At 55.7% G+C, this 21,249-nt stretch carries 20 protein-coding genes, 1 tRNA gene and 1 pseudogene; 21 read left to right on the top strand and 1 reads right to left on the bottom strand.

What is annotated here, in order from left to right:
• The first annotated feature begins 15 nt into the window (after positions 1–15).
• Positions 16–87, top strand: a tRNA-Glu gene (locus GCWU000341_RS06370).
• A gap of 271 nt (positions 88–358) precedes the next feature.
• Here GCWU000341_RS06370 and nagB read toward each other — a convergent pair.
• Positions 359–1,090 carry a glucosamine-6-phosphate deaminase gene (gene nagB / locus GCWU000341_RS06365; RefSeq protein ID WP_040653529.1) on the bottom strand — a complete coding sequence of 244 codons (732 nt, stop codon included), beginning with the start codon at positions 1,088–1,090 and terminating at the stop codon, positions 359–361.
• Positions 1,091–1,401: 311 nt separating this feature from the next.
• Between nagB and GCWU000341_RS06360 the strand changes: the two genes are divergently transcribed.
• From GCWU000341_RS06360 to aroE, 20 genes and pseudogenes are all read left to right on the top strand, one after another.
• Positions 1,402–2,094 carry an N-acetylmannosamine-6-phosphate 2-epimerase gene (locus tag GCWU000341_RS06360; RefSeq protein WP_040653528.1) on the top strand — a complete coding sequence of 231 codons (693 nt, stop codon included), beginning with the start codon at positions 1,402–1,404 and terminating at the stop codon, positions 2,092–2,094.
• Positions 2,095–2,342: 248 nt separating this feature from the next.
• Positions 2,343–2,504, top strand: a pseudogene (locus GCWU000341_RS14450) (lipolytic enzyme, G-D-S-L); the annotation flags it as partial.
• A gap of 198 nt (positions 2,505–2,702) precedes the next feature.
• Positions 2,703–3,596, top strand: coding sequence for an ROK family protein (locus GCWU000341_RS06350; protein WP_009215014.1), 894 nt, complete (start codon positions 2,703–2,705; stop codon positions 3,594–3,596).
• Positions 3,593–4,735, top strand: a complete 1,143-nt coding sequence (gene nagA / locus GCWU000341_RS06345; RefSeq protein WP_009215013.1) for an N-acetylglucosamine-6-phosphate deacetylase — start codon at positions 3,593–3,595, stop codon at positions 4,733–4,735. The genes GCWU000341_RS06350 and nagA overlap by 4 nt, the downstream gene beginning before the upstream one ends.
• 74 nt (positions 4,736–4,809) lie before the next feature.
• Positions 4,810–5,631, top strand: coding sequence for a MurR/RpiR family transcriptional regulator (locus GCWU000341_RS06340; RefSeq protein ID WP_009215012.1), 822 nt, complete (start codon positions 4,810–4,812; stop codon positions 5,629–5,631).
• 114 nt (positions 5,632–5,745) lie between these two features.
• Positions 5,746–6,201 (top strand): large conductance mechanosensitive channel protein MscL, encoded by a 456-nt coding sequence (gene mscL / locus GCWU000341_RS06335; RefSeq protein WP_009215011.1) that lies wholly within the window; start codon positions 5,746–5,748, stop codon positions 6,199–6,201.
• Between the two features lie 75 nt (positions 6,202–6,276).
• Positions 6,277–7,440, top strand: a complete 1,164-nt coding sequence (locus GCWU000341_RS06330) for a cation diffusion facilitator family transporter (RefSeq protein WP_009215010.1) — start codon at positions 6,277–6,279, stop codon at positions 7,438–7,440.
• A gap of 43 nt (positions 7,441–7,483) precedes the next feature.
• Entirely contained in the window at positions 7,484–8,221 is a 738-nt protein-coding gene (locus tag GCWU000341_RS06325; RefSeq protein ID WP_040653525.1) for an acyl-[acyl-carrier-protein] thioesterase, read from the top strand.
• The gene (locus tag GCWU000341_RS06320; protein ID WP_009215008.1) at positions 8,190–8,840 is read left to right on the top strand and encodes a S1-like domain-containing RNA-binding protein; all 651 of its coding nucleotides are present in this window, start codon (positions 8,190–8,192) and stop codon (positions 8,838–8,840) included. The genes GCWU000341_RS06325 and GCWU000341_RS06320 overlap by 32 nt, the downstream gene beginning before the upstream one ends.
• Before the next feature lie 477 nt (positions 8,841–9,317).
• Complete coding sequence (locus GCWU000341_RS06310) at positions 9,318–10,430, top strand: ABC transporter ATP-binding protein (RefSeq protein ID WP_009215006.1); 1,113 nt, start codon at positions 9,318–9,320, stop codon at positions 10,428–10,430.
• A gap of 222 nt (positions 10,431–10,652) precedes the next feature.
• A complete protein-coding gene (locus tag GCWU000341_RS06305; protein ID WP_009215004.1) occupies positions 10,653–11,741 on the top strand; it encodes a PucR family transcriptional regulator in 1,089 nt (362 codons plus the stop codon).
• 348 nt (positions 11,742–12,089) lie between these two features.
• Complete coding sequence (locus tag GCWU000341_RS06300; protein ID WP_040653786.1) at positions 12,090–13,463, top strand: S41 family peptidase; 1,374 nt, start codon at positions 12,090–12,092, stop codon at positions 13,461–13,463.
• Positions 13,464–13,636: 173 nt separating this feature from the next.
• Positions 13,637–14,569: a diacylglycerol/lipid kinase family protein gene (locus GCWU000341_RS06295; protein ID WP_009215001.1), complete on the top strand. Its 933-nt coding sequence runs from the start codon at positions 13,637–13,639 to the stop codon at positions 14,567–14,569.
• A gap of 57 nt (positions 14,570–14,626) precedes the next feature.
• On the top strand, positions 14,627–15,130 hold the full coding sequence (gene ispF / locus GCWU000341_RS06290) for a 2-C-methyl-D-erythritol 2,4-cyclodiphosphate synthase (protein ID WP_050761965.1): 504 nt from the start codon (positions 14,627–14,629) through the stop codon (positions 15,128–15,130).
• 65 nt (positions 15,131–15,195) lie between these two features.
• Positions 15,196–16,638: a S1C family serine protease gene (locus tag GCWU000341_RS06285; protein ID WP_009214999.1), complete on the top strand. Its 1,443-nt coding sequence runs from the start codon at positions 15,196–15,198 to the stop codon at positions 16,636–16,638.
• 196 nt (positions 16,639–16,834) lie between these two features.
• Positions 16,835–18,244 (top strand): cysteine--tRNA ligase, encoded by a 1,410-nt coding sequence (gene cysS / locus GCWU000341_RS06280; protein ID WP_009214998.1) that lies wholly within the window; start codon positions 16,835–16,837, stop codon positions 18,242–18,244.
• Positions 18,229–18,699 (top strand): Mini-ribonuclease 3, encoded by a 471-nt coding sequence (locus GCWU000341_RS06275; protein WP_009214997.1) that lies wholly within the window; start codon positions 18,229–18,231, stop codon positions 18,697–18,699. The genes cysS and GCWU000341_RS06275 overlap by 16 nt, the downstream gene beginning before the upstream one ends.
• Positions 18,689–19,441, top strand: coding sequence for a 23S rRNA (guanosine(2251)-2'-O)-methyltransferase RlmB (gene rlmB / locus GCWU000341_RS06270; RefSeq protein ID WP_009214996.1), 753 nt, complete (start codon positions 18,689–18,691; stop codon positions 19,439–19,441). Before GCWU000341_RS06275 ends, rlmB begins: the two co-directional genes overlap by 11 nt.
• 27 nt (positions 19,442–19,468) lie before the next feature.
• Positions 19,469–20,191 carry a YoaK family protein gene (locus tag GCWU000341_RS06265; protein ID WP_009214995.1) on the top strand — a complete coding sequence of 241 codons (723 nt, stop codon included), beginning with the start codon at positions 19,469–19,471 and terminating at the stop codon, positions 20,189–20,191.
• 109 nt (positions 20,192–20,300) lie between these two features.
• Positions 20,301–21,191: a shikimate dehydrogenase gene (gene aroE, locus GCWU000341_RS06260; protein ID WP_196794806.1), complete on the top strand. Its 891-nt coding sequence runs from the start codon at positions 20,301–20,303 to the stop codon at positions 21,189–21,191.
• Positions 21,192–21,249: the final 58 nt, after the last annotated feature.

The following is a 21,249-nucleotide window of genomic DNA, read 5'->3' as shown; positions in this document are numbered from 1 at the left end:
AGAGCGACATGGAAAGGCAGATTGGTCAAGCGGCTAAGACGCAGCCCTCTCACGGCTGAATCCCGGGTTCGATTCCCGGATCTGTCAGCAAAAGAGACCTCAGACGAAAGTCTGAGGCTTTTTTATTTGGCTTTTGGCTTTAGCCTGCTGAGCATGTGCTTCGCTTGCAAAGCAAGTGAAGCATTGTGAAGCAAGTGAAGCATTGCGAAGCAAAAAACCACCCGCTATGCGGGTGGAGATAAATTATGAATTTTGCTTTTCCCTTTTCGGTCTTTCCGCTCTGATCCTTCTGTCCTTTCGAAATTTAAAAAGAGGCGCAGCTCAGACGCCTCTTCTTCTGCCGATGCAGGACAGGGTTTCAGGAGAGAGCGGAAGCGGCCTCTTCGTCTGCGAGGACAGTGAGATCCCTGTGGAACTGAAGGATGGAGGCGGGGACACGCGGCGTGACCGGACCCCTGAGAGCTTTTTCGAGAATCTCCGCTTTGGCTTTCCCGGATACGAGGAGGAGGATCTTTTTTGCGGAGAAGATACTCCCGATTCCCATGGTATAGGCCTCCTGCGGAACCTCTTCTTTTGATTGGAAGAAGCGCTGATTGGATTCGATCGTCTCATCCGTCAGCCTTACGCAGTTTGTCCCCTTCGAGAAAGAGTCCGCAGGCTCGTTAAATCCGATGTGCCCGTCGAGGCCGAGCCCGAGGATCTGGAGATCGATCTCTCCGACAGAGAGGATCTTTGCGTCGTAGTCCTTGCAGGCTTTCTCCCTGTTTTCTTCCATCCCGTCCGGAACATGGGTGTGCTCTTTCACTATGTTGATTTTAGAGAATAAGTTTTCGTCCATGAAATGGCGGTAGCTGTTTTTATCTTCCGCTGCGAGGCCCCGATATTCGTCGAGATTCACGGAGTGGACCTCCGAAAAGTCCAGCTCTCCCGCTTTATAGAGCTTGACCAGCTGTTCATAGCAGCCAAGCGGGGTGGAGCCGGTCGCGAGTCCCAGAACGGAATTCGCCTTCTTTTTGAGCTGCTTTGCTACAAGCTCCGCGGCTTTTTCACTCAGCTCCTGATAATCCTTTGTTATTTCCAATGAAAACATTTCAGCACCTCTTTGAAGAAAGACAGCATGCAGCGGGACAAAATAATGCAAAAATGCGGGCAGGCCTTCGCGGCGCGAAAACAGCCTTGAGCGCCTAATCATCTTAACAAAGCCAAGATCAAATTTCAATGAATCTTCCCTTTCTGAAATGCATTTCTAAATTCATGGATAATAGATAAAATAAGTTTATATAATATATGAGATATCGTGCAATACTTCGAAAAAAGAGAAAGATATTTCTGAAATGCGCCGAATCATTGAAAATAAAATTACGCCTGCTTATACTCTGGGATATTAGGAGGCCTCGGCATATGAATCAAAAAGTGGAAAGCTTAAAGGGACGCCTGATCGTATCCTGTCAGGCGCTTCCCAGGGAGCCCCTGCACTCATCCTTTATTATGGGGAGGATGGCGCTTGCGGCGAAGATGGGGGGAGCGGCCGGAATCCGCGCAAATACGAAGGAGGATATACTGGAGATTCGATCCAGGGTAGATCTGCCGCTGATCGGAATCGTAAAAAGAGATTATGAGGACAGCGAGATCTATATCACTCCCACGATGAGGGAGGTAGAGGAGCTGATGGAGGCGGGACCTGAAATCATCGCGGTGGATGCCACGGAGCGGCTGAGACCGGGCGGGGTCACGCTGGATGATTTTTTCAGAGAGCTTAAAAGAATTTATCCGGAGCAGCTTTATATGGCGGACTGCTCGACGGTGGAGGAGGCGGTCCATGCCGATGAGCTGGGCTTTGACTTTATCGGCACGACCCTTGTGGGCTATACCGAGCAATCTGCGGGAGATCACATAGAGCGGGATGATTTCCGGATTCTCCGGGAGATTCTGGCCCGGGTTTCTCACAGGGTGATCGCGGAGGGAAATATAGACACGCCGCAGAAGGCGAGGAGAGTGATCGAGCTCGGGGCTTTTGCTGTCGTGGTCGGTTCTATTATCACGAGACCGCAGCTTATCACGAAGGCCTTTGCCGAGGCGCTGTCAGAGCCATAGGGAGGCGCCGGATCTATTGCCCTTTCGTAATATTATGGAAGAAGAGCTTCCTTTTCTGTCATATCTCGGCTCTGCGGAAGGCTATCTGTCAGCCTCGGCGCTCGATGGAGGCTATGTGATTTCATCGTCGGCCCTATGGCGGCCACCTCGCTCATAACTCTGCTGCCGGTCCTCCTTTTGGTATGGCTTATGCAAAAGCAATTCGTTCAGGGACTGGCCATGGGAGCCGTAAAGGGATAGGAGAAAAAATGAGAACAATCGTCTGCTTCGGAGATTCCAATACGCACGGATATGATTCCAGGACCGGCGGGAGATTCGATAGAGAAACTCGCTGGCCCGGGCATCTGGCGAAGCTTCTCGGGGAGGGGTATTCCGTGATAGAGGAGGGACTTTCCGGGCGGACAACCGTGATTCCCGGTGTGGAAATGTATCCTTATGATTATATGCATCTCAGCCCGGATGCGCACCGGGCCCTTGCGGGAGAGCTGGCAAAACGCATCCTCACCCGCTATAATGATTCCGGCACCCGGCCGTTTTCCTGATAAGCATATTAAGCATATCCTTAAGGAGTGAGGGAAGGCAGCCTTGAAGGAGCGGAGGCAGCGTCTATGGGGAAATACATTCTCATCGATATCGGAGGGACGGCGATCAAGTATGCGCTGTCAGAAGAAGATCGGATCCTCTTTCGAAATAGCATAAAGACAGAATCCGGGCGCGGAAGGGGCTGGATCCAGAAGAGGGTCATGGGACTTACGGAAGAGCTTCTCTCCCGCGGGGAGGAAATTTCCGGGATTGCCATCTCCTCCGCGGGCATCGTGGATATTCGGCGGGGAAGGATCGTCTGCGCCGGTCCGACGATACCGGACTACAGCGGGACGGAGTTCAAGCAGCCGATGGAGGAACGCTTCGGAATCCCCTGTGAGATCGAAAATGATGTCAACTGCGCGGCCCTCGCCGAATATCGCTCGGGGGCTGCGAAGGGGAGCTCCAGTGCGCTCTGCCTTACGATAGGGACCGGAATCGGAGGAGCCGCGATTCTCGATGGGAAAATCCTCCGCGGCTTCACCGGCTCTGCCTGCGAGGTCGGCTATATGCATATGCGGGGAAGCTCCTTCGAAGAACTCGGAGCGGCAAGCATTCTAAGCAAAAGGATTTCGGAGCGAAAGGGAGGGAGCGCCGCGGACTGGGACGGAAAGCGAATTTTTCGAGAGGCAAAGAAGGGAGACCGGGACTGCATCCTCGCGCTCGATGAGCTCTGCGCTGCCCTCGGAGAAGGGATTTCCAATATCGTGTACATCCTGAATCCGGAGGTGGTTGTACTCGGAGGGGGGATCATGGCGGAAGAGGATTATCTCTATCCCCGCATCCGGAGGGAGCTCGATAAAAATCTGATTCCGATGCTTTCGGAAAACACGAAGCTTCGGATGGCGAAGCACAAAAATGAAGCCGGCATGCTGGGAGCCTACTATCATTTTTGCGCTGTGAGAGGAGGGGTACAGTGATCGTCAGAAATGCTTTCGTCTATACAGCGGATCAGGTCTTTGAGAAGAGGGAGATCTATATCCGGGAGGGGAAATTCACAGAGAGGGCGGAGAGAGAAGAGGGAGAGGAGGTTTTGGATGCAGAGGGCTGCTTTGCGATCCCGGGCCTCCTCGATATTCATTTTCACGGGGCAATGGGCTATGATATCTGCGATGCGAGCTGGGAGGCCTATGAGCGCATTGCGGAGTATGAGGCCGCAAACGGAATCACCGCAATCTGTCCTGCGACCATGACTCTCCCGGTTCCGGAGCTTGAGAATGTGCTTAAGCTCGGGGCGGAATTCTCGAAAAGCGGGCAGAGGGGGGCGGATCTCGTCGGCTTTAATATGGAGGGACCCTTTATCAGCCATGCGAGGAAGGGGGCGCAGAATGAGAAATACATCATTCCCTGCAGCAGCGAGGCGGTAGACCGCTTTCTACGCGCCTCTGAAGGCCTCCTTCGGATCATCGGACTCGCTCCGGATGAAAATCCTGATTTTGAGAGCTTCATCCGCGAGAACCGCGGAAAGCTCATCCTCTCTCTCGCTCACACCGATGCGGGCTATGAGGAGGCGCGGAGGGCCTTTTTGGCCGGGGCCTCCCATGTCGTACATCTCTATAATGCGATGCGGGGGCTCCACCACCGGGATCCCGGGCTGGTGGGGGCCGCGGCGGACAGCCCCGGGGTGAATGCGGAGCTGATCTGCGATGGGATCCATGTCCATCCCGCGGCAGTGCGTGCTGCCTTTCGGCTTCTGGGAAAGGAGCGCATTCTATTGATCAGCGACAGTCTCAGGACGGCGGGGATGCCGGATGGAGAGTATCCCTTTACCGGGCAGGCCGTCGTGAAGAAGGGGAGCCGCTGTACCTTGAAGGAGAGCGGGAACCTGGCGGGCTCGGTGTCCAATCTCATGGACTGTCTGCGCTGCGCGGTTCTGCAAATGGGGATCCCCCTGGAGGACGCCGTCGCCTGCGCGAGCATTCAGCCGGCGCGGGCGATCCATGTGGAGGATCGCTATGGCTCCATCGAGGACGGAAAGAGGGGGAACCTTGTGCTGCTCCGAAGGGACGGGAAGCTCAGCCTGGAGAAGGTGATAAAGGACGGAGAGGTCCTGGGCTGAGGCTTATACGCCGGGAAAAGGGAGACGGGCTTTCGGAGGAAGGGGGCATTGTGATAAGAGAGGATAAATCGATCATGCCGGTGCTGGAGGTGAAGTACGAGAGCTTCACGCCGGTGGAGAAAAATATCGCCGATTTCTTTCTGAAGAATGCGGAGATCGGGGACCTCTCCGCGCGGCGCATTGCGGGAGCTCTCTATGTCTCGGAGGCGTCCTTGTCCCGCTTTGCGAAAAAGTGCGGTTTCCGGGGCTATCGGGAATTTGTCTACCAATATGAAAGATCCTTCCAGGCCGCGAGAGATTTCATGGGAGCTGAGAACACGACGGAGGTCTTCGAAAATTACCGGGAGATCATGGAGAAGACCCACAGCCTCCTGGAGGACGGCCAGATTCACCGCATCGTAAATCAGCTCTATCAAAAGAAAAGAGTCATTGTCTGCGGGAAGGGGAGCTCCGGGATGGCGGCGCAGGAGATGGAGATCCGCTTTATGAGGATCGGAGTCGATGTGGATTCCGTGTGCGAGGATGACCGGATCCGGATGCAAAGCGTCTTTTTGGATAAAAGCATGATGGTCATGGGCTTTAGTCTGAGCGGAGAGACGGAGTCGGTTCTCTACCTTCTCCGGGAGGCGCACGCGAGGGGGGCCTTCACGGTTCTTATGACGAGTAAGGACGATCCGCGCTTTCGGGATTACTGTGATGAGCTCGTTCTCCTGGCATCAAGAAGATATCTGAGCGGCGGAAATATCATCTCCCCGCAGCTTCCGATCCTGCTCCTTTTAGATATCATATACAATTCCTATGTCATGAAGGACCGCTACCAGACGGAGGCTCTGCACGGAAATACGCTGCGCGCTCTGATGTCCGGCGAGAGAGCTGCGAGGACGGAGCTTTCCTGATAACGCGGGGCGGACTCTTTCTGCGATTTTCGCTTGAAATCGGAAGAGACTTGTAATAAAGTGGTTCCGGTAAAGACAGGAGCGTAAAGCGGGATTGAGCGGAAGGGGAGAAAAATGAAAAAGTTTTTTCAGGAATTCAAAGAATTTGCATTCAAAGGGAATATGATTGACCTTGCAGTGGGTATGATCATCGGATCGGCCTTTACCGCTCTTGTGAAGAATCTGGTGGATGATCTCGTCATGCCGCTGATCTCTCTCATCACGGGGAAGATCGACTTTGAGAATATGTTCCTTCCTCTTGCGGGTCAAACCACAAAGGTCTTTAAGGAGGCCGCGGAGCAGGGTTCTGTCCTCGCCTACGGATCCTTTATCACAGCACTGATCAATTTCCTGATCATGGCGATGGTTGTCTTTATCATGGTGAAGCAGGTGAACCGTCTCAGAAAGAGCGGAGAAAAGAAGGCGGAGGTCAAGGAGAAGGAGTGTCCGTACTGCAAGAGCATGATTTCTATAAAGGCGGTGAGATGTCCGCACTGCACATCGAAGCTGGACGGCTTTTCCGAGCCGTAGCTTTTTTACGGGATCGGCGGCGCAGAGATTGCGGCGGAGCCTGGTGGAATCCCCGAGGAGGGGAGGGAGCGAAATATGAACGGAAAAACGAAGCGGTCTGGAATTGTTATAAGAGCAGGTTTTGCGGGGATGCTGTGCAACCTGCTCCTTTTTCTGTTTAAGCTCGGACTTGGTCTCATGGCACATTCCGTCTCCGTCCTTGCGGACGCCTTCAATAATCTGTCGGATGCGGCGAGCTCACTGCTCTCTCTTTTCAGCGCGAGGCTTTCGGAGAAGGCGGCGGATGAAAGGCATCCCTTCGGACATGGGAGGGCGGAGTATGTGGCGGCCTTCGTCGTCTCCTTCCTGGTTCTGGAGGTCGGAGTGAAATCTCTGGAGGGGGCGGTGTCAAAGATATTTCACCCCGAGCTCATTGTTTTCCGGCCTCTGTGGCTCTGGATCCTTGGAATTTCCATCCTCGCGAAGCTCGCCATGGGCTTTTACTACCGGAGCGTCGCGCATCGGATCGATTCCGCCCTCTTCCTCGCCTCCTCGGCGGACTCCTTTCAGGACGCTCTGATCACGGGCTCCGCATTGCTGTCCATGCTGATCTACGGCTTCTTTCACATCAATGCGGATCCCTATGTGGGGCTTTTGGTCTCGCTTCTTGTGATCTGGAACGGCATCGGGATCGCGAGAGAGACGCTGGAGCCTCTCCTCGGCCAGCCGACGGATGCGGAGCTCTGCCGCGCTCTGAGAGAGCTCGTGGAATCCTATCCGGGGATCTACGGAAGCCACGACCTGATCCTCCATAACTACGGCCCGGAGCAGTACATGGGGACGATTCATGTGGAGGTCGACGGGAAGAGCAGCATCGCGGAGACGCATGAGCTTGTGGATCAGATCGAGCGGAGGGTGAAGAGAGAGCTCGGTGTGCGGCTCGTGATCCATATGGATCCAAGGGATGATCGGGATGAAACTCTGTTCTACCGCGGCATCGCCCTGCAGCTTCTCTCTGAGCTTGAGCCGCGGGCGAGGATCCATGATTTTCGGATCAGTCATGGGGAGGGGCGGAGGCTTTTCCTCCGCTTTGATCTATGGCTCCCGTGGGGGATCCGGGAGGAGCAGGAGAATCAGCTGATGCTGGAGCTCTCGGAGCGGATGAGGGAGGAAAATCCGAGGATCTGCTGCAGCATCACGCTGGACCATCCCTACTCGGAGGAGGAGAGCGGGGAGAAGGAGAGGGAAAAGCCGGATTAAGCGGTGTTTTCCCTCTCCCGGCGCTGAAAATGGGAGGATGGCAATGTACGAATTTCAGGAGAGGGTCCGTTATTCCGAGACAGATGAGAGGGGAAGGATGACGCTTCTCTCTGTGCTCAATGCGCTGCAGGACTGCTCGACCTTTCATTTAAAGGATGTCGGGCTCTCTGTCGAGGAGCTCAGAAAGCGGGGGAGAAGCTGGCTTTTGAGCGCCTGGGATATCCGGATCTTAAGACTGCCCGAGCTCTATGAGAGCATTACGATCGGGACAAGTCCCCACAGCTTCCACGGAATCCTCGCGCATCGGAATTTCTGGATCAAGGATTCGAGGGAGCGCTTTCTCCTAAGAGCGGAGAGCGAGTGGTTTTCTCTGGATACGGAGCGGATGCGTCCCGCCAGGGTGAAGGCGGAGATGCTCACCCCCTTTGGGGAAATGCGGGATGTCCTGCATCTTCCGGAGCTTGTCCGAAGGATTTTGCTTCCGGATCAGCTTTATGACGGCGGGAGCTTTCCTGTCATGAGGCAGCAGATCGACTCCAATCACCATGTCAACAACGCACAGTACATCGCGCTTTCTCTGGAGCTTTTGCAGGACAGTCCGGAGGGCTTCCCCGCTTTTTCCCGGGGGAGAATCCGCGCGGAGTATCAGAAGGCCGCGCGCTTTGGGGATCTGCTTTGCGCCCGATACGGAGAGCGGGAGGGGAAGCGGATCGTCAGTATTCAAAATCCGGAGGGGGAGGTATTTTGCAATGTTGAAATTGGGGAAGACCCAGAAGCTTAGGATCGGGAGAGAGAAGGATTTCGGAGTCTATCTGGAGGACTCGGAGGGAGAGAGCGTGCTCCTTCCCATTCGCCAGCTCCCCGCGGGAAAGAAGCTCGGGGACGAGCTCTCGGTATTTGTTTACCGGGATTCCAGGGATCGACTCATTGCAACGACGGAGACCCCGCTCATGGAGGTGGGGGAGGTCGCGAAGGTCAGGGTCTCGGATATCACCCCGATCGGCGCTTTCGTGAGTATAGGGCTGGAAAAGGAGGTTCTGATTCCGCACCGGGAGATGCGCTATGAGCTGAAGAAGGGGCAGGAGGTCGAGGTCTACCTCTACGTCGATCATTCGGGGCGCCTCGCCGCAAGCACGTATACGAAAAAGCGGGAGGACGCGAGGCATATCGAGGAGGAGGAACGGAAACGCTACCACTATGAGAGGGATGCGGAGAAGGTTCTTCACATCCTGGAGAGCAAATTTTCCGGGCAGCTCCCCTATACGGACAAGGAAGCGGATCCGGAGAGAATCGCCCGAGACTTCGGACTCTCCAAGGCCGCTTTTAAGAGGGCCATCGGAAAGCTCCTGAAGGAGGAGAGAGTTAAAATCACTAAGACCGCCATCTTCTGCAGATACTGACTCCGCTCCCCGACTGCCCTGCTCCCCGCTCCATCTGCTCCGCCCCGGCGGTCCATAGCGGGCATTTGCACCTCGGACCGCCTCCCTGCTGTTTTGTCGGTCTGGTTCCGGATCCGGATAGATAAGAAAGATTTATGGCAAAACGCGGACTCTGCGCGGGCGGCTTCGTAAAAATGGGCGGGATGAATTCCGGCGGGACCTTTCCATCGAGAGAAGAACAAAAAATACCGGGGCTTTTTGTGGGGTTTGCCAAAGAGAGCGGGAAGCGCTTCGCAAGATGCCGAAATTCCGTTTTTTTTTCGGGAGAAGTCCCCATAGCGTCTTTTCCGCTTCCGGTATAGAATATGAGCCAATGGAGGACGGAGGGATTCCGATCCGACAGGGAACAGCTAGAGGCAAAACGCCGGAATAAAGCCCCCGGTCAGGCGCGGCAGGCCTTTCGGACAGGGCGGCAGGCAGAAGAAGGAGAAGAATGGCATGGCCAGTGTACAGCTGAAGAACGTTGTGAAGAAGTATCCGAACGGCTTCGTCGCCGTAAAGGATTTCAACCTGGAGATTGAGGACAAGGAATTTATCATTTTTGTCGGTCCCTCCGGCTGCGGAAAGTCAACGACCCTCCGCATGGTGGCGGGACTTGAGGATATCAGCTCCGGCGACCTCTTCATCGATGGGAAGCGCATGAACGATGTGGAGCCGAAGGATCGGGATATCGCCATGGTCTTCCAGAACTATGCCCTCTATCCTCATATGTCTGTCTATGACAACATGGCCTTCGGGCTCAAGCTTCGGAAGGTGCCGAAGGATGAGATCGACAAGAAGGTGCATGAGGCGGCCAGGATCCTCGATCTCGAGCATCTTCTGGACAGAAAGCCGAAGGCTCTCTCCGGAGGACAGAGACAGAGAGTCGCGATGGGCCGTGCCATTGTGAGAAGGCCGAAGGTGTTCCTCATGGACGAGCCGCTCTCCAACCTGGACGCGAAGCTTCGCGCACAGATGCGGGTAGAGATCGCAAAGCTTCATAAGTCTCTGGAGACGACCATCATTTATGTCACGCATGATCAGACAGAGGCTATGACGCTGGGAACGAGGATCGTCGTCCTGAAGGACGGCATCATCCAGCAGGTGGATACGCCGGAGAATCTCTACGACACGCCCTGCAATAAGTTTGTCGCCGGCTTCATCGGTTCTCCGCAGATGAATATGATTGATGCGGAATGCACGGAGGTGAACGGAGAGCTGCATCTTAGCTTTGCCGGACATGAGATCGCACTGAATGAGAAGAAGGCGAAGGCGCTGAAGGAGAAGGGATATATCGGACGTACCGTGACGCTCGGCATCCGCCCGGAGGATCTTCACGATGATGAGGAGGCCCTCCGAAATCATGCGAAGTCACTCATCTCCGCGGAGATCAGAGTCTATGAGATGCTCGGCGCGGAGACCCTCCTCTACTTCGATCTGGGAGATGCCTCCTGGACTGCGAGGGTGAATCCGAAGACCAAGGCCCGTACCGGCGATACCGTGAAGTTCGCGATCGACGAGAACAAGATCCACATCTTCGATAAGGAGACGGAGGAGACGATCACAAACTGAGTGCCGGATCGACGGATATCTCAGCGGCCCGGAGAGGGGATTTTCCCCTCTCCGGGCCTGACTTATACACTTAGTCCAAAAGCGGACAGAGAGCAGCGGCGTATTCCGGTGATTGCGCCGCTTTTTTTTCGTGGAAGCTTGAAATATCCCCAAAAGATGATTATGATAGAAAAAGGTGCATCGTGAAGGCAAAGCAGTGTTTCCTTAGAGAATGGAGAGCAAATGATTTCAAATCAGGTATTACAAAGTACGATCGACTCCCTGAAGGGAATCGCCAGGGTGGATATCGGAATCGCCGATATCGACGGCAAGGTGCTGGCCACGACCTTTTCGGAGGAGAGGGAGATCAGCGATATGGTCGTCTCCTTCGCAAACTCTCAGGCGGATTCTCAGGCGGCGGGGGGATTTCAGTTTTTCAAAATCTTTGATGAGCATCAGCTGGAGTATGTATTGATCGCGCGGGGAGACACGGACGATGTCTATATGGTCGGAAAGCTGGCGGCTTTTCAGATTCAGACCCTGCTCGTGGCCTATAAGGAGAAGTTCGATAAGGACAATTTCGTGAAGAACCTCCTCCTCGACAATCTCCTCCTGGTGGATATCTATAACCGGGCGAAAAAGCTTCATATCGATGTCGGCGTGCGCCGCATCGTTTATCTCGTCGAGACGAAGAACGGAACGGACAGCGGCGCGCAGGAGGCCCTGAAGACGCTCTTTGCATCGCGGAGCAAGGATTTTGTGACGGCGGTGGACGAGAAGAATGTCATCGTCGTGAAGGAGTTAAAGCCCAACGAGGGCTATGAGGAGATCCAGAGGGTCGCGGAGACCATGCTGGATATGATGAATACCGAGGCCATGGTGCAGGTAAAGATCTCCTATGGAACGATCGTGAATGAGATCAAGGAGGTCTCCCGCTCCTATAAAGAGGCGAAGATGGCGCTCGAGGTCGGGAAGATCTTTTACGTCGATAAGGATATCATCGCCTATAATGCCCTCGGGATCGGAAGACTCATCTATCAGCTCCCGATTCCGCTTTGCAAGATGTTTATCCGGGAGATCTTCACCGAGGTTTCGCCGGATGAGTTCGATGAGGAGACCCTCGCGACAATCAATAAATTCTTTGAGAACAATCTGAACGTCTCAGAGACCTCCCGTCAGCTCTATATCCACAGAAATACCCTCGTCTACCGGCTGGATAAGCTGGAGAGATCCACCGGACTGGACCTTCGGGTCTTTGACGATGCGATCACGTTTAAGATCGCGCTCATGGTCGTGAAGTATATGAAATATATGGAGACCGTGGACTATTAGAGGAAGCTGCGCTTAAAAGAGGGAGGGGCGGACAGCGATTGCTGCCCGCCCCTCCCTCTCCCGGAGAGATCGTCTGCGCGGGTCTTCGCATCCTTGGAAAGCGCGGGATTCTGCGGCTTTTCCCTGTCTTCCCTCTTAATCCCTCTGTCGAAGGCGGTCTATCCATTGCCCGGACGCTTGGCGATCTGCTCTTTCATGCTCGCTTTTCACCCTGGCTTTGGCGGTCGGAGCGGGGACCTCGATGGACGGAGGAGCCGGGGCGATGCGATAATACGACAGGAATTTGAGATCAGGCGGAAAGAGACAGGAAGGGATATCGGCCGGTCAGCGGAGAGGGAGAGAGATTCTATGGAAAAAGAGCAGAATCAGGAGGGAAAAGAGGAGGAGAGGACAGAGTGCTCTCCCTCGGGAGCAAAGGCTGACAGAGGCTATCGGGCGGGCTTCCTCCGGGGAAGCATGCTGGGAGCGCTTTTTACATTTGGGCTCTGCCTTGGAGGATATCAGCTAAGCCGAGCGTCTCTTTCCTTTTCTTCCTTTTCGGGAAAGACGGCGAGCGGCTCGGAAGCGGAGAGCGGGAAGCTCGACATGGGGAGAGTGAAGCGGAAGCTCTCGAAATTACAGGAGTATATCGAGCGGGATTATTTATACCAGGAGGACAGCGAAAAGGCGGAGGAGGGGATCTACAAGGGGCTTGTGAACAGCCTTCGCTCAGAGGATCCCTATGCCTTTTACTATACGAAGGAGGAGCTCTCGGAGGATCAGAGCATGCACAGGGGCGTCTATCAGGGGATCGGCGCGGCGGTGCAGCAGGACCCGGAGACGAATATATGCACGGTGGAGACGGTTTACCCCGGTTCACCGGCGGAGAGAGCGGGACTTTTGAGAGGGGATGTGATCCGAAGAATCGATGGGATTGATATCCGCTCCATGAACCTTCGATATATCGTGGACAATCTGGTCCGCGGAGCGGAGGGAAGCTCCATGGAGCTTACGATCGAGAGAGGGGAGGAAACGATTTCTCTTCGGGTCGAGAGGGGAGAGGTCAATATTCCCGCGGTGAGGGCGGGCACACTGGAGAGCCTCGGGATCGGGGGAAGGGACAGTGATATCGGATATCTCTCCCTCTCCTCCTTTTACGAAAAGGGAGAGAAGGACTTTCTCGCCGCACTGGATTCTCTCTGCGAGAAGCCTGTCAAAGGACTGATCATCGATCTTCGGGGGAATCCCGGGGGCGATGTAGAGGTCGCGGCGAAACTTCTCGACTACATTCTCCCGGATGATCTTGGGAGCTTCACCGATGGGAAGGCGGGCTTTCAGGAGGGCAGGACGCTCCTTGTCTATACGAGGGACAAGCACGATAAGGGGAAGGAGTGGTATGCGAAGGACGGGCATTCCGTCGAGCTTCCCATTGTGATTTTGCAAAATCAGAATTCCGCCTCCGCCTCGGAGCTTTTTGCCGGAGCCCTGCAGGACTATCAGAGAGCTCTCATCATGGGGAGCCGTTCCTATGGAAAGGGCATCGTTCAGACGATACGGAAGTTCACGGATGGCTCCGCGATCGAGTTCACGACACATTTTTACTATACGCCCTCGGGGCGGAACATCCATAAGACGGGGATCGAAGCGGATATCGGGCTCTCCGAAGAGAGCGGGGCAGAGGCTTCTGACGGGGACAGTCAGATCGAAAGCGCCGCCGCAGAGCTCAGAAGGCGGGGCTCTTAAGAGGGGAAGTCATCGTTTATAGTCTTTTAATACATGAAAATGCCGGGGCATGCTATACTTTCTGAAAAAGTGGTCCAAAGGAGGATAAGCCGGGACCAAGAGCTTTGTTTTGGCGCGGCATGCAGTTTTTTGGATTCGGACCGGGTTTTCGGTGATTGGATCTGGAGCAGAGGATGTATTACATCATAGTGAATCCCCGTGCCGGCGGCGGGAGGGGCATGAGAGTCTGGCGCAGGATGCAGAAGGCGCTTCAGAGGCCGGAAAATCGGGAGAGTTACGAGCTCTTTCTGACGGAAAAGACCGGGGACGCGAGAAATATTTCCCGGCAGCTCACGGAGCGCTGCCAGGAGGAACGGACGATCGTGGTTGTGGGAGGAGACGGAACCCTGAATGAGGTGGTGGATGGAAGCTGCCTTGATCGGGACAGAGTCTCCATCATTTTTGTGCCGAGCGCTTCGGGCAATGATTTCGCAAAGACCTATCGGAAACGCTATCGGCCGGGCAGAAGTCTCCGCGAGCTGGCGCTGCCGGAGAGGGAGATGCGCCTGGACTACGGCGTACTGGATTCCGAGAGGGGAAACCGACGCTTTGTGGTGAGCTCCGGGATCGGATTTGATGCGGCGCTCTTTCAGGACATGCTGGAGGAAGAGGGGAGGAGCCGGGAGAGGGGAGGATTTCACCTTCCCTTCCGGCTCTTTGCCTATTTTCTCAGCTTTGTCCGGGAGCTTCGGAGGGCGAAGAAGAGCCGGGGCGCACTGCTCCTGGATGCGGAGAGGAGGATAGAATTCAATAATGTTCTCTTCATCTCCGCCCATGTTCATCCCTATGAGGGGGGCTGTCTGCTCGCCTCCGGCGCAAACGGCTCGGATGGCTGCCTGGATCTCTGCGTGGTGAGCACGCGGAGCAAGCACCGCCTCATCCGGATCATGATAGCCGCGCTCTTCGGCTTCCACAAGGCGCTGCCCGGGGTACATTGCTATCGCTGCCGGAGAGCGGAGATCTCCATGGAGGAGGAGCTCCCGGTCCACACGGACGGAGAGGCCTGGGGGAGAGCCAGGAAGCTCAGCATATGCTGCGTGCCGGGAAGGCTTCGAATCCGCCTGTGAGAGCGGCGGCGCTCCTCTGCCTGAGGAGCACTGCCCGGAGGGGAAATGGGAGGAAATATGCGAATAGGATGCGGATATGACGTACATCGGCTGATAGAGGGGAGGAGGCTGATCCTCGGCGGAGTGGAGATTCCCTATGAGAAAGGACTGCTCGGGCATTCCGATGCGGACGTGCTTTTGCATGCCATCTCGGATGCGCTCCTCGGCGCGGCGGCGCTTGGCGATATCGGAAAGCATTTCCCGGACAGCGATCCGGCGTATGAGGGAGCGGATTCCCTGGAGCTTCTCAGGAGGATCGCCGGACTTTTGACGGAGAAGGGATATGAGATCGTGAATGTGGACGCGACGGTGCTCCTCGAGCGCCCGAAGCTCCGCCCCTATATCGACAGGATGAGGGAGAGGATCTCCGCCGCTCTGGGCATCCCCGTTTCCGGGGTCTCCGTAAAGGCGAGCACGGAGGAGGGACTCGGCTTCACCGGAAGGGAAGAGGGGATCGCCGCGCAGGCCGTCGCTCTGATAGAGGGAAGGGGAGCGGCAGAGCGCGGGCTTTCACAAAATTGACACATTCTTCCTGTAGGATTAGAATAGACAAAAAGGGAGAATCGTAGTGAGGGAGGGAAGGATTGATGAAGCGAGCAGCGGGAGTGGTGATCTCGGCACTGGTCTTCGGACTCGTGGCGGGGGCCTCCATGGTGGGAGTCAATGTGGCCGCGCATAAGGCGGGGATCTCCGCGGGGGTTTCGAGTACGCTGGAGGAAAAGAGGGCGGAGTCCTCTCCGCTTGAGAAAAAGGAAACAAACGATGCGGCAAAGCAGGAGGAGCAGGCTCCGGTGCAGACGGTCTCATCCGGAGGGAAGACGGTGAGTCAGGTCGCGAAGGAGGCAATGCCCTCCGTCGTCGCAATCACGAACATGATGCGCTATAAGCAAAACGGCTTCTCCCTCTTTGGGAATTATCAATCGAAGGAGACGGAGGTTCCGGCGAGCGGATCGGGAGTCATCATCGGAAAGACGGAGGAGGAGCTTCTGATCGCGACGAACAATCACGTGGTGACGGATTCCAACTCTCTCTCCGTGACCTTTGTGGATAATTCCGCCGCGGTGAATGCCGCGGTGAAGGGGACGGATGCGGCGGCGGATATCGCGGTGCTCGCGGTAAAGCTTTCCGACATTCCCGCGGAGACCATGGAAAAGATCAAGGTGATCGCAATGGGAGATTCCGATCAGACCGAGGTCGGGGATCAGGTCGTCGCGATCGGCAATGCGCTCGGCTATGGGCAGTCTGTGACGACCGGCATCATCTCGGCCAAGGACAGGGATGTGGAGACCGAGGAGGGCACGGAGACCGGGCTCATGCAGACCGACGCCGCGATCAATCCCGGAAATTCCGGCGGCGCGCTTCTCAATATGAACGGGGAGCTGATCGGCATCAATGTCGCGAAATACTCGGACACCGATGTCGAGGGAATGGGCTATTCCATCCCCTCCGACAAGGCGAAGCAGGTGATCGAGAACCTCTCCACGCTTCAGACGAGAGACGTTGTGCCGGAGAACGAGAGGGGATATCTCGGCGTCCAGGTGAAAAATATCGACAAGAAGACGGCGGAGAGCTTCGACATGCCGCAGGGCGTCTTTATCTATAAGTTTGCGGAGGGGTCTTCCGCGGAGAATTCCGGTCTCCAGGAGAAGGATATCATCACGAAGCTGGATGGGCAGGGTGTGCAGAGCTATGATGATCTGCAGGCATTGCTTTCGAAGTACCGCGCCGGGGAGACGGTGAAGGTCACAGTGCAGAGGCAGGACGGGAGCGGAAAGTACGTGGAGACGGAGGCCGAGGTGAAGCTCGGTCACAACAGCACATCTCCTTCCGACCAGGGAGGTTCCTCCCGCTCTCAGAACCCCTTCGAGAAACCGAATAAGGGAAATGACGCTCCGGAAAATAATGAAGGAAATGGAGATGCACAGAATCCGGAGCAGGAGCTTCCGAAGGAAGGCGGAGGGGAGAACAGCCCCTCGGATGAAGAGCTTTGGGAGCAGTTCAGGCAGTTCTTTGATCAATACCAAAGATAGGATCGGGAAGAGAAAGGATAGGATCAGACAGAGAAAGGATAGGATCAGGCGGAGAAAGGATAGGATCAGGCGGAGAGCGGAAAAGGGAGGGGCGGGTCCCCTCCCTTTTCCGCTCTCTGTACGGCGCCGCATCCGGATTCTGCGTTGACTTGAGAGGGGAGAGCGGGTAAACTACCTGAGATGGAAGGAGGGGGATATGAGAATCTATAATACGATGAGCGGCCGGAAAGAGGAATTTAAACCCATTGAGGAGGGAAAGATCCGGATGTATGTCTGCGGGCCCACCGTCTACAACCTGATACATATCGGGAACGCCAGGCCTATGATCGTTTTTGATACCTTCCGCCGCTATATGGAATACCGGGGCTATCGCTTTAACTACGTATCGAATTATACGGATGTCGACGATAAAATCATCCAAAAAGCGAACGAGGAGGGGACGAGCTGCCAGAGGATCACGGAGCGCTATATCGGGGAAGTCGAAAAGGATATGAAGGCTTTAAATATCGAGCCTGCGAGCGCACACCCCAGGGCGACGGAGGAGATCTCCGGCATGATCTCCCTCATTGCGGAGCTCGTTGAGAAGGGCTACGCCTATGCTTCCGATGACGGCACGGTCTACTATAACACAAAGGCCTTTCGGAACTACGGGGAGCTCTCCCATAAGAATATCGATGAACTGCAGTCCGGACTCAGGGAGCTGAAGGTCTCCGGGGAGGAGAAGAAGCGGAGTCCCGCGGATTTTGTTCTGTGGAAGCCGAAGAAGGAGGGAGAACCGTACTGGAACTCCCCCTGGTCTGAGGGGAGACCGGGCTGGCACACGGAGTGCTGCGTCATGGCGCCGAAGTACTGCGGGGGCCGCCTGGATATCCATGCCGGAGGAGAGGATCTCATCTTCCCGCACCATGAGAATGAGATTGCGCAGTATGAGGCAGCGCACGGAGAGCGCTTCGCGAACTACTGGATGCACAATGCCTTTATCAATATTGACCACAAAAAGATGTCAAAGTCCCTCGGGAATTTTCTTACGGTCCGGGATGTGATAAAGCGCTGGGACCCGATGGTGCTCCGCTTCTATATGCTCTCCGCCCATTACAGGAATCCCCTGAACTTTTCCGCGGAGCTCATGGACTCCGCAAAGCAGAGTCTCGAGCGCATCCTGACCGCTGTGCAGCGTCTTCGGGAGCTTTCCGGAAGGCTTTCGGGGGAGGAGCTCCTTCCGGGAGAGGAGAAGGTCCGGGAAGCGGCAGAGGAGCAGAGGCGGAATTTCAATGAGAGAATGGATGATGATCTCAATACGGCGGATGCGATCACCGCGGTCTTTGAGCTGGTTCGAATCGCAAACAGCTCCGTATCGGAGCAGTCCTCGGCTGCGATCTGCCGCTATATGCTGGATACGATCGTGACGCTTCTCTCGGTCCTTGGAATCCGGACGGAGAGAAAAGAGGAAAAGCTGGACCGGGAGGTGGAGGAGCTGATCGAGGAGAGGCAGAAGGCGAGGGAGAAGAAGGACTTTAAGAGGGCGGATGAGATCCGGGACAGACTCCTTTCCATGGGAATTTCACTGAAGGATACAAGAGAGGGAGTCAAGTGGAGCAGGAGCTGAGAGAGGGGGCTTCCCTTTTTCCGGAGTATTATGAGAGAAGTCTCGGTCTTCCAAGGGGGAGGGACGGGGACTGCCCCTCCCTGGTGCTTGCCTACCTTGGGGACGGGCTCTATGACCTCTTTGTGAGGGATTATGTGATTTTTCACTATCCGGGAAATATCAGGCGGATGAACGAGAAAAAGAAACGCCTGGTCTGTGCGTCGGCCCAGTCGGAGATCATGGGATATCTGATCGGGAGAAAGGGGCTCACGGAGCGGGAAATGGCGGTCTACCGCCGCGCCAGAAACCACAGGTCGGAGAGTCGGTCGAAAAATTCCACGATTCTCGATTACAGGAGGGCGACCGGCTTTGAAGCGCTGCTCGGGGACCTTTATCTTCGGAGAGAGGGGGAACGGCTTATGGAGCTGGTCTCTCTTGGAATCCGGCATCTGGAAGGAGAGCTCCATGAGGGATGAACAATTCACTCTGATCGGGAGGCAGCCGGTGCTCGAGGCCTACCGCTCGGGGCAGACGGTGGACCGGCTTTTCGTGCAGGAGGGGCTTCGGGAGGGGACGCTCTCCTCTATCCTGCGGGAGGCGCGGAGGCAGAGCACGCCGCTTGACTTCGTGAAGCGATCCCGGCTGGACGAGATGTCCGGGGGAGAAAATCACCAGGGAGTCATGGCCTATCTTGCCGCCTATCGCTACTATGAGATCTCGGACATGCTGTCGGATGCGAGGGAGAAGGGGGAGGATCCCTTCCTCATTCTCCTGGACGGGATCGAGGACCCGCACAATCTGGGGGCCATTATCCGGACGGCAAATCTCGCGGGTGCGCACGGCGTCGTCATCCCAAAGCGAAGAGCGGCGGGGCTCACGGCATCCGCCGCGAAGGCGAGCGCGGGAGCTTTGAACTACACGAAGGTGGCGAAGGTCACAAATCTTTCAAAGACCATAGAGGAGCTGAAGAAGGAGGGAATCTGGTTTCTCTGCGCGGATATGGAGGGAGAGTCCATGTATCGGCAGAGGCTCACGGGACCGATCGCCCTGGTGATCGGAAACGAAGGGGAGGGGGTCTCCCGCCTGGTCCGGGAGAGCTGTGATATGAGAGCCTCTATCCCGATGAAGGGAGAGATCGATTCCCTGAACGCCTCCGTGGCCTGCGGCGTTCTCGCCTACGAGATCGTGCGGCAGAGATTATCCGCGGTGGGACGGTAGAGCGGAAGGGAGAGGAGACGGGAAATCATGGAGGAAGAGAGGCCGGGGGAGAGCTTTTTTCTGGAATGTGAGAGGCTGTGGGTCTTTTGGGGGCTCATGCTGGTCGGAGGCTTCTACGGGGGCTATACCTACGGTATCCGCGGCAGAGTCTTTTGCAATGCGCAGACCGCGAATCTCCTTGTGATGGCGATGAATATAGGGAATGGGAATTTTCGAAAGGCCGCCTATTATCTGATTCCATTTTCCGCTTATTTCCTCGGCATTGTCGTATCGGAGATTCTCGCAAAGGAGATCAAACGCCTCCGCTTTGCGCGCTGGGACACCATTCTCGTGGGGTTTGAGATGGTCGTTGTCTTTTTCCTCGGGCTCATGCCGTCGGACTGGCCGGACCAGATCTGTCAGGTGACTCTGAATTTCATCTGCGCGATGCAGTTCAACACCTTCCGCCAGGCGGAGGGGATTGGCATGGCCACGACCTTCTGCACGAATCATCTCCGTCAGTTCGCCTCCTTCCTCGTGAGATACTGCCGGGGGAAGGATCCCTCTGTCGGGAGAAAGTCGGCCCTGCACGGCCTCATGCTTCTCCTCTTTATGCTTGGTGTCATTCTCGCGACTCTGGGAATCCGCCTCTTCTCCTATCGGAGCATCTGGATCGCGGATCTCATCCTGCTGGTACTCTTTTGCAGACTGCTTCTCGCGGACCGCACCTATGAAAGGGAGCTCCTCTTGAGAAAGCCGGGGGGGCATTGAAGCGGAATAGAAGCGGAATAGAAGCGGGATAAAAGCGGGATAAAAGCGGGATAAAAGTGAGACATGGGAGCGGGACAGAGAAGTGGGCCAGGGGGAGAGAGGAAAGGCTATGAGAGAGAAGGAGGATCAGATTTTCGAGATCAGCGGGAGCACAAAATTGATCTGCCTTCTGGGGTCTCCGGTTTCGCACAGCCTTTCTCCCCGGATCCATAACGGCGCTTTCCGGGAACTGGGGCTTGACTATGTCTATCTTGCCTTCGATGTGAAGACGGAGGACCTCACCTTTGTGCTGGATGCGCTCCGCAGGATGGGGGCCCGGGGGCTGAACCTCACGATGCCCCTGAAACGGAGCGTCCTTCCGCTCTGCGACACGCTTTCAGAGGCCGCGGAGATCTCGGAATCTGTGAATACCGTCGTCTTTTCGGAGGATAGAAGGATAGAGGGACACAGTACGGACGGAAGCGGCTTTTTCCGAGGCCTTGAGAGCGAGGGGATTTCGTACCGCGGGAAAAAGCTCGTGCTGCTTGGCGCGGGCGGAGCGGGGACTGCGATCCTCGTCCAGGCCGCGCTCTCCGGCGTCCGGGAACTCTCCCTCTTTGTCCGAAGGGGGAGTCGTGATCTTCCGAGGATTCGGCGGATTCTCGCATCGCTTCGAAAAAGGAGCTCCTGTATCTTCTCCCTCCTGGAGTACGGGGAGGCGCTCTACCGGGAGCTCTCCGACTGCGATATCCTGGTCAATGCATCCAGCGTCGGCATGGCACCGGATAAGGAGCGCTCTCTCATCGAGGACAGCTCCTTCTTTCCGGAGGGGCTTACGGTAGCCGATGTGATCTACTCTCCGAGAAAGACGAAGCTTCTTCGGCTCGCCGAGGAGAGGGGACTTCGGACGGTAAACGGCCTTCCCATGCTCCTCTTTCAGGGGGCGGAGGCATTCCGGCTTTGGTGCGGGAGAGAAATGCCGATGGAGAATATTCGAAGGAATATTCTTAATTATCTTTAAATATATTGTGAAAATTTAAAAAAATGTAATAACATAAAAATAGATTTTTCTGTTATGA

The organism is Oribacterium sp. oral taxon 078 str. F0262 (assembly GCF_000160135.1).
Classification (GTDB): Bacteria; Bacillota; Clostridia; order Lachnospirales; family Lachnospiraceae; genus Oribacterium.
The sequence above is the reverse complement of the archived record's forward strand: the minus strand, read 5'-3'. Positions and strand labels throughout refer to the sequence as shown.